General features: G+C 65.5%; 9 protein-coding genes and 1 pseudogene. 6 read left to right on the top strand and 4 right to left on the bottom strand.

Annotated features, from left to right (window positions below):
* Positions 1-189: 189 nt before the first annotated feature.
* On the bottom strand, positions 190-951 hold the full coding sequence (locus MFF58_RS30690) for a hypothetical protein (protein WP_238293976.1): 762 nt from the start codon (positions 949-951) through the stop codon (positions 190-192).
* Between the two features lie 366 nt (positions 952-1317).
* On the opposite strand from MFF58_RS30690, the gene MFF58_RS30685 reads away from it, so the two are divergent.
* The 4 genes from MFF58_RS30685 to MFF58_RS30670 all read left to right on the top strand — a co-directional run bounded on the left by MFF58_RS30685 (position 1318) and on the right by MFF58_RS30670 (position 5055).
* Positions 1318-2388, top strand: a complete 1071-nt coding sequence (locus MFF58_RS30685; protein WP_238293974.1) for an NAD(P)H-dependent flavin oxidoreductase — start codon at positions 1318-1320, stop codon at positions 2386-2388.
* Between the two features lie 85 nt (positions 2389-2473).
* On the top strand, positions 2474-2671 hold the full coding sequence (locus MFF58_RS30680; RefSeq protein ID WP_238293973.1) for a hypothetical protein: 198 nt from the start codon (positions 2474-2476) through the stop codon (positions 2669-2671).
* 583 nt (positions 2672-3254) lie between these two features.
* Positions 3255-4727 carry a class I SAM-dependent methyltransferase gene (locus tag MFF58_RS30675; protein ID WP_238293971.1) on the top strand — a complete coding sequence of 491 codons (1473 nt, stop codon included), beginning with the start codon at positions 3255-3257 and terminating at the stop codon, positions 4725-4727.
* Position 4728: 1 nt separating this feature from the next.
* Positions 4729-5055, top strand: coding sequence for an integration host factor subunit beta (locus MFF58_RS30670; RefSeq protein ID WP_238293968.1), 327 nt, complete (start codon positions 4729-4731; stop codon positions 5053-5055).
* Positions 5056-5097: 42 nt separating this feature from the next.
* Here the strand turns inward: MFF58_RS30670 and MFF58_RS30665 are convergent, their stop codons facing one another.
* Positions 5098-5637, bottom strand: a complete 540-nt coding sequence (locus MFF58_RS30665; RefSeq protein WP_238293966.1) for a hypothetical protein — start codon at positions 5635-5637, stop codon at positions 5098-5100.
* Positions 5638-5747: 110 nt separating this feature from the next.
* Between MFF58_RS30665 and MFF58_RS30660 the strand changes: the two genes are divergently transcribed.
* Positions 5748-6002, top strand: coding sequence for a hypothetical protein (locus MFF58_RS30660; protein ID WP_238293964.1), 255 nt, complete (start codon positions 5748-5750; stop codon positions 6000-6002).
* A 359-nt stretch (positions 6003-6361) separates the two neighbouring features.
* Here the strand turns inward: MFF58_RS30660 and MFF58_RS30655 are convergent, their stop codons facing one another.
* Positions 6362-6583 carry a hypothetical protein gene (locus MFF58_RS30655; protein ID WP_238293962.1) on the bottom strand — a complete coding sequence of 74 codons (222 nt, stop codon included), beginning with the start codon at positions 6581-6583 and terminating at the stop codon, positions 6362-6364.
* Between the two features lie 524 nt (positions 6584-7107).
* On the opposite strand from MFF58_RS30655, the gene MFF58_RS30650 reads away from it, so the two are divergent.
* Positions 7108-8112: a hypothetical protein gene (locus tag MFF58_RS30650; RefSeq protein WP_238293978.1), complete on the top strand. Its 1005-nt coding sequence runs from the start codon at positions 7108-7110 to the stop codon at positions 8110-8112.
* Between the two features lie 53 nt (positions 8113-8165).
* On the opposite strand, the pseudogene MFF58_RS30645 reads toward MFF58_RS30650, so the two are convergent.
* Positions 8166-8519 (bottom strand): annotated as a pseudogene (locus tag MFF58_RS30645) (family 16 glycosylhydrolase); the annotation flags it as partial.
* Between the last annotated feature and the right edge of the window lie 55 nt (positions 8520-8574).

Below are 8574 nucleotides of genomic sequence, written 5' to 3'. Positions count from 1 at the left end.
CGAGAGCCAGAACAGGTCCGCCATCGCCGCCTCCACGGTGTAAAGGGCGGCCCTGAATCATAAAACCACAAACCCTGCAACGGCTTGGTTCGGTTCACACCCTAGGATGCTAGCTCTTGGCTCTTGAGCAGCACGCTTTTCGGTTCTGCCTCTGCGCGCCACGTGCTGCCGGCCTTCACTCCGATGGCATCACCGCATAGCTCGGCCCGCGCCACCACCCGCGCGAATTCTCACAGGGTCGCCTCGGTCGAGGTCGCCCGCTGCCCCTCGGCAGCCCTTCGACAGTCCCGTGTCCACAACCTGCCTCTGTGGATCTCCCCTATCCGTGGGGTGCACCGTTTTGCACCCTATGCTCCCGAGCAGCGCAGGCGCCGCGGACCGCCCTCCCCGTCGGAGCCACTGCAGCCATTCCCGGCTGATGATCCGGACCACGTTCGGGTCGGACTTCCGGCCTTGGTGGCGTCGCTCCTGGATGGTCAGTAGCCCATCGCCTTCCGCCAGCCGGATCGCTGCCTGCGCCAGCCGCCGGCACACGCCCGCCCGCGCCGCGATGGCATCGATGCACAAGCCGCAGGCGCCGTTGCGGGCCATCTCGTCCCCGACGATGCGCAGGACTGCGAGCTGCCCGGTGGTGAACCGACTGGCGAGGGCAGGCGGCATCGGACCGGAGCAGGCCAGCCGACGGCGCCGCTCGATCGCCACGGATCGCTCAGGAGCCCGCTGGAGGCGCCTCGGCGGGAACAGCGTCACACGGCCGAGCGGGATGCCGACGGGCACCACAGCCTCTCTAATCGCACTCCTGCGGGTGTGCAGCGCCTCGGCCAAGCCCTGCGCCTCTGCGTCGGTGACGGTCTCGGCAGCGTGGGCCTGCCAGATGGTGCGCGACAGGTCGTCGAGCTGCGCGAGTGTCCGCGCGCCCTCGATCGCCGACCGCATGGTGGCGTGAAACATCGAACCCGGTCCCTCACGGGCCGCGGCTAGGGTCCAGGCAAAGCTTCCCCGGTGCGAAAGTTGGCGCTTTCGCTTGACTCCCGGTGGGAGGTCATGGCTTGTGAGGGGTAGTGACACCGGCCTCACAAGGCCCCAGGTTTTCAGCAGGCTCCCGTTTGGCGACGGGGGCCTGTTGGCTTTTCAGGGTCTATCTCGCGGCGACGGTCTCCTGAATGGTGGCCACGACTCGCCAAGGCGAGCATGGCCGTGATCGCCCATGTCGGCCGGCAGCCGCCTCCAAGTCAACGTGAACGGGCTCACCTCGTCCTGACAGCCCAGGTCTGATTGGCGTAGGCTCAGTGGAAGCCGACCGACCAGGACAGCACCATGAGCGCTCCCCTTCGCCGAGCCGAGGCTTTCTGCTCCAGGTTCGGATTGCGGGCGCCGATCCTCCTTGCCCCGATGGCTAGCACCTGCCCACCTGCGCTCTCCGTCGCGGTCGCCAAGGCGGGCGGCCTCGGCGGCTGCGGTGCGCTGATGATGCAGCCGGACGAGATCGCTGCCTGGACGCGAACAGTGCGGGCCGGATCAAACGGCGCCTTCCAGATCAACACGTGGATCCCAGATCCTGCGCCCGTGCGCGACCCCGATCACGAAGCACGCGTCCGCGAGTTTCTCGGGAGGTGGGGGCCGCCCGTTCCACCGGAGGCTGGCGACGCCGGGCTACCCGACTTCGAGGTCCAGTGTCAGGCAATCCTGGACGCTGGGCCAACGGTGATCTCCTCGATCATGGGGCTCTATCCACCCGCTTTCGTGGCCGCGATGAAGGCGCGGAGCATCGCTTGGTTCGCGGCGGTGACGACCGTGGCAGAGGCACGGGCCGCCGAAGCGGCAGGTGCCGATGCAGTCGTCGCTCAGGGGGCAGAAGCGGGTGGTCACCGCGGCAGCTTCGAGGCCGGCGAAGCTGAGCGTCTGCAGGTCGGCCTGTTCGCTCTGCTGCCCGCGGTCGCTGACTCGGTCTCGGTCCCGGTGATCGCGGCAGGCGGCATCGCCGATGCGCGCGGCGTGGCGGCGGCCCTGACGCTGGGGGCAAGTGCGGTACAAATCGGGACCGGGTTCCTGCGCTGCCCGGAGGCGGGGCTACACCCGGCTTATGCCGACGCTCTGGGACGTGCCTCCCCCGAGGACACGATGCTGACCCGCGCCTTCACGGGCCGAGCCGCACGCAGCCTCGCAACCCATTACGTGCGGGCGGCTGCCAGCGGCGACGCGCCGTCACCTGCTCCCTACCCGGTCCAGCGGGCTTTGGTAGCGGCGATGCGGGCACAGGCGCAGGCTGCGGGCGATGTTCAGCGCATGCAGACATGGGCGGGACAATCTGCAGGTCTCGCATCGGCGGAACCGGCTGGAGAGGTGGTGCGGCGTTGCTGGGAAGGCGCGAAAGCGCTGCTCTCGTGAGTTGATCTGCTACGCCGCAGAATGCGCCAACCGGAACGGTCCATGTCGGCCAGGCGGCACGGTTAAGTCAACGTCGAGGGCCGTGATGACCAGCCTTGAGCAGGTAGAGCAGGACATCGTCACTCAGGAGGGGCGCCTCCGGATCGCGCGGTCCGCGCTGACTATCTCAAGCCTGTCGGTAGCGGACAGGAGCCGTTGGCAGGCCTGCATCGACCTGTACGAACGGGGACTCCGCGAGCTGCTGGCTGCGCGCGACGACCTACGGTCCTTGGCGAAAGACTAGGGCGCCCACGCCTTGCGCAGCATCGCCCGTACCTGCGCAACGTGCGACGGCTCGGAGACCCCAAGCAAGGTGCCGATCGCTGCGTGGGCGGCCAACTAGCAGCGGGCGAGTCGGAGCAGATCATCATCGTCAGCTCCCGACACTCCTCTGCCCTTGAGAAGGTCCGTTTACCGCAGCTCTGATTGGCGGCAACGACCGAGCCTATCCGGGGAACGAACCCGCTGAGAGAGAAGGGTGCACGCGTTGAAGGCGAGGTTAGGCTCGGGATCCTCGCGCAGCGTTTGAAGCTCATGACTAAGGGCAGGGCGTTGCGGCTATTTAATCCAGGGCGTCAAACCAATAAGCAATCACTTTTTCGCGATTGCACTCGCTCCACCTAATACGGGATTGTCGGCGCTATAAAATTCGATATACAATTCTAAATACTGAAATAACTTATTACTCTCGAAAATATCTGAGTAAAAAACCGGCAATTGGACCGTCTGATGCGGGTCTAATCGCGAGGCAGGCCAGCTTTGCGCTAAATCGTCTCCGCAAAGTCAGATCCGTACCTAAGTAGTTACTACCTCACTTAGGAGGCTCCGTGACCCATTCCCCTCTGACCGATCCTCGGACGGCGCCCGCCCTCGTCAGGGACGGCGCGTCCTCTAGCACCCCCGGCGCCCGGCGGATCACCGCCTGCCGCTCCTGTGGCGGGGCCGACCTCGCGATGGTGCTGGACCTCGGGCGCCAGCCCATCGCCAATGCACTGCTCAGCGCTGAGGAACTCGACCGGCCCGAGCCTGTCTTCCCCTTGGAGGTGTTGGTCTGCGAGGCGTGCGGCCTCGCGCAGGTCAGCGAGACGATCCCGCCCGACGTTCTGTTCAACGCCGATTACCCCTATTTCTCCTCGTTCATTCCGGCCCTCCTACGTCACAGCCGCGAGCACGCCCTGAAGCTCATCGCTGAGCGCGATCTCGGGCCAGCGGACTTCGTGGTGGAGATCGCCAGCAACGACGGCTACCTGCTCCGTAACTTCGTGGACGCGGGTATCCCCGCTCTGGGCATCGATCCTGCGGCTGGTCCGGTTGAGGCGGCTCAAGCCGCGGGCGTGCCCACGGAGTGCGCCTTCTTCGGGCGAGAGACCAGCCGCCGGCTCGCGGCTGAGGGTCGAAGGGCCACGGTGATGCTGGCCAACAACGTGCTGGCCCACGTGACCGACATCAACGACTTCGTGGCCGGCTTCGCGATCCTGCTCGCCGACGACGGGATCGCCGAGTTCGAGTTTCCCTACGTCCGCGATCTTGTGGAAACCTGCGCCTTCGACACGATCTACCACGAGCACGTGTTCTACCACTCCCTCTCGGCCCTGGAGCCGCTGTTCGCGCGACACGGCCTCCACCTCAATGATGTCTGGCGCCTCGACATCCACGGGGGCTCCTTGCGCCTGCGGGTCAGCCGCACGCCGGGGAAGAGCGAGCGCCTTGAGGCCCTGCAGGCCGAGGAGCGCACCCTCGGGATCGGCCAGCTCGCCTATTACCGGGACTTCGGCGACCGGGTTGCAGGCATCCGGATGCACCTGCGCAGCATGCTCCACGCCTATCGCGCACAGGGCAAGACCATCGCGGCGTACGGTGCGGCTGCCAAGGGCGCGACCCTGCTCAACTATGTGGATCTGGCGGAAGGCACGATTGAGTTCGTGGTGGACCGCAACACGCACAAGGTCGGCAAGTGGATGCCCGGCGTCCGCCTGCCGATCCGAGACGTCGCCGAACTCGGCACGGCGCGTCCAGACTTCCTGCTGATCCTGACCTGGAACTTCGCGAAAGAGATCGTCGAGCAGCAGCGCGCCTACCACGCCGCGGGCGGTACCTTCCTGTGCGCGATCCCGACACCGCAAGTCCTTCGCCCGCGGGCTCGGCGACCGGCCCGCGCCGGAACCTTGTCCTCGCCTGATCCGGCCAAACCTCGGTCCCCGCGTACTGGCTTGCGGACCCGGCCGCTGGAAGGAGCTGGGACCTCGAACTTGCCGCCAGCACAGCCTCAAGGAAGCCCTTTCGATCGACTAAGCGGCTGAGGTGATCAAGTCAGAGCTGATTGCCCGCATCACGGCGCAGAACCCGCACCTCTTCGCGGCGGATGTCGAGGCGGTAGTGAATGGCATCCTTGACCGGATCGCCGGGGCGCTGGCAGATGCCGACCGCGTTGAGCTGCGCGACTTCGGGACGTTCTGCGTCCGTGACCGCGAGGCCCGCACCGCCCGGAACCCGCGCACGGGCGAGACGGTGGTGGTCGAGGCCAAGGCGCACGTTCACTTCAAGCCGGGCAAGAGAATGCGGGCCCGGCTCAACCTACGCACAGTCACCTCCGAGCAGGACTCAGGGCGGATCCTGCGGGCTTCCTGACCTTGCGCCTGCGCCTCCGTGGCACCGCCCCGCAGCTGAGCGTCACCCAACACCCTCGGGTGTCTGCTGCAGGCCCAGCCACCATTTCACCTTCGTAGACAAGGAGCCGGTTCGCCTCTTTGCCGGGGTCCCGGGCCCCCACGCCGCGTCCAGCCGGCTTGCCGCTTCTTCTATACCGAGCGGGTCGGCTTGCCGCCCGATCGCGAGCGCGCCTTCGAGAGCGGCGAGCCCTCGATCGAATGCGAACTTGTTTCCGAAAGACCAGCTCTGCTGGATGTAGGCGTCGATGTAACGGTCCCGCTCGCGCTCCACCTCGGGTGTGTCCGCACAGGCCAGCCGCGTCACGAATGGCAGCAGGCGCTGTCGCTGCAGCTCTGTCGCGTTGTCATTCAGCATCATGGCAAGCCGGCAGATTGGGCGCGAGAAGCAGTCCGGCATCCTTTCGACTGTACCGACACGCTGATAGGGAAGGCCGCGTGCGACGATCGCCGCCTCGTTGATGCAGGTGCCGCCCTCCGGCCCGGGGAACTCGTGCGAGCCTCGGAGAAGCTTCCAGTTCAGGATGTGATCGAAGTCGCTCATGGTGGCAAACTCCGTAGCCGCCCCCGGACCGAGCCTCGTCCCGCGCGGCGACAGCGTCAACAGGATCCGCCGATCTGGCGCCACCGAGCTTGCCAGCGTATCAGCCCGGTATGGCCACCCGCGTGAAGCAGCTGCCCCAGGGGCGAGGTTTCGTCCTGTTCGACGTCGTCTTCGAGGACGGCAGCCGCGCCTCGAACCGGCGCGTGCCGATGGAGATCCTAGGCGGCCTGGACGGCGATCAGCCGGCTCGCGACCTCATCGAGCAGCAGGAGGCGGAGGTCGCCCAGAAGGCAGGTCGGCCGCCGCGGGCCATCCAGAGCCTCACGCGCGCCGCTAAGCCAGAGCCGAAGCCAGCCCGGGAATAGCCGGAGACGTCCGCCCGGCCCGGATGAGGCGCGAAGGACATGAAGCGCCCTCGGCCGCTTTGGAGTACCCTGGCCGGGTAACGGACAGCACGCTGCGCCAAGCGAGAACGACGTCATGCTGTGTCCGCCTCCCGCTGATCGCGCAGCTGCACTAGGCCGAGACGGAGCTCACGCCCTCGTGAGGTATGGCTTTTGCTGTACGTGATATCAGGCGGGCACGGAGGAAGCCGACCATGTCTGATGAAACGCCTGTCGCGATGGCTATAGCTGTCCGCGCACTGGTCGATATCGAGTTGATCGACGGGGGCGATACTGCTGCAGTTCGCTTCGCTGCGGCGGATGGTCAGATCGTTGCCGTGCTAATCCCACGAAGGGTGTTTGTCGAGTTGCAGACGACGGCTCCAGAAGGCTCGGGTCCTGAACAATAAGCTGGTCGAAGCCCGCACAGCCTCGACCACCTCCTGCTCGCGGTCCTGGTCGTTGCCTCGCATGTAGACGACCTGCGAGCCGGTGGCGTTCTCGGGGGCGGCCAGGGACGGCTCGTCGTCTCCGGCGTCCACGTGGTCGGCATTGCCGTCCATGCGGTCGAAGACCGGGACGGCACCGAACGGCGTGATGCTGCACTGATTATAACTCAGAATGTAATCCGAAGGCCGCTCAGCGTACTAAGCGCCTGATCCAAAATGGACCAGGCGCATCAGAAGAACTTCCGTCGCAGCCGAACTAGCCTTCAATTTGCTACCAGAAAAGAAACATAGCATCAGACAAATTTTGCGCCGACCCAGTCGAATTTGGCTGTCCACCGCTAGTTTGGGATGCCTTTTCCAGCATAGCGATTGCCACTTTTCTATCGTCTTCACTGACAGAAAAAGTTTGATAGTGATAAGTCTTACCGCTCGAAGAAGTGCTCACCGTGCTGTTCAGATCAGCGGCAGATATAGTTGCAGGGTTAGGCATACCCGTCGAGGTGACTGTACTCGTCGAGTCGATCGAGTTCACCGACCCCGTGGGAGCCGTCGCGGTAGTCGACGCTGTCGGATCGGCGTTCTGACCGGTTGCGCCCGTCGAGCCGACCGTTGGGGCGGCAGTGCCCGTAGCACCAGTCGTGTCCACAGAGCTGATGGCTGCCGTTTGCGCCGTCTCGGTTGAGCCACTGCCCGTCGTGCTAGCGGAGCCGGCCGTCGTAGCAGGCACCATATCGGTCGAGCTGATGGGATTTGCGGTTGCGTCGGTCGGGCTAGTGGTTGAGGAGCTGGCGGTTGCTGTCGCCTCAGCGGCTGGGCTGGTGGATGTGGAGAGCGGCGTGCTTGTCAGGCTGGCCGTGCTCGTCGAGCCAGAAGTCGGGTCGGGCGAGCGGGTGGAGGCGCCGGTCCCGTCGGTGGTCGTCGGGCTCGCTGCACCCGCGGAAGCGGGAACCGAGTTACTGGAGTTCGCAGTCGAGCCTGTATCATTCGGCGAGGTGACCGCCTCCCCCCCTGAGCCACTCGTGCTCGTTGATCCCGTGGAAACGGTACTGGTCATACCGTTTGTGGTCGCAGTCGAGTTATCCGCAGTCGTAGAACCAGCGGCTGGGCTAGAGCTGACTGCGCTCGCCGTTTCCGTCGAGTTGGCAGCGCTTGTCGAGCTGGAAGAAGACGTGACCGGATTATTTGAGGTCGCCGCGGCGACACTCGGGGTCGTCGTGCTCGCGGAAGCCGCCGTCGGGATGGTGGCTGAAACAGTTGAGCTGGACGCGGTCGGGTCAGATGTCCCAGTCGAGTTCGTGACGGTCGAGTTGGTAGCGCTTGTCGAGCCGGAAGCGACCGTTGAGTTTGCGATCGTGTTGGCTGCGCCAGCGGTCGAGCTGGTCGTGCCCGTGGCTTCCGTGGCCGCGGCATTCCCCGTGCCGGTCGAGCTCGTCACCGAGCCGGTCGGGTTCGTCGTACCGGCGGTCGGGCTGGTCGTACTCGCGGTGCCGACGCCTGTGGTATTAGCCGTACCGGCCGTGTCCGCCGAGCCTGATGCCGCAGCCGTGGCACCGTACATGCCGGGGTCTTTGCCGTCTGGAGCCGAGACGGTGTCTTGGGCCACGGTCGGGTTAGAGCCGTCGTTCGAGTACGCCCGAATGTAATCGATTTTCATGTTCTGGCCGACGTCCGTCGCGCCGTCCTGCGTGGCGAGGTTGGCGATCAGGTACATCGGGTTCTTATAGTCGGCCGGCGTGGCCTGTGAGCCGGTGAGCTGACCGTCGAAGTAGAAATCCAGCTTATCGGCCCCCCACTTGACGCCGTAGGTGTGATAGCCGGAGGTGTCGTGCTCGGAGTAGACTTGGCGGTTCTGCTGCCACGGGATGCCGTTGGACGGGTCGGTGGTGTGGATCGTGCTGTAATCGCCGCTCGGGTTGCCGGCGTAGTGCTCGACCACGTCAAGCTCCTGCCAGCTGCTGCTGTCGCCTCCGGGTGTGGTCGGGGCCTTCTGGTTGGGCTGCATCCAGAACGCGTCCCAGCCGCCCTTGGCCTCGGACAGGTCGGCCCGCATCTCGAAGTAGCCGTACTTCTGGGAGAAGTTGCCCTGGGTGGTGATCAGGCCGGAC

It is taken from the genome of Methylobacterium longum (assembly GCF_022179385.1).
GTDB lineage: Bacteria > Pseudomonadota > Alphaproteobacteria > Rhizobiales > Beijerinckiaceae > Methylobacterium > Methylobacterium longum.
This window is presented reverse-complemented; position numbering and strand designations above follow the sequence as displayed.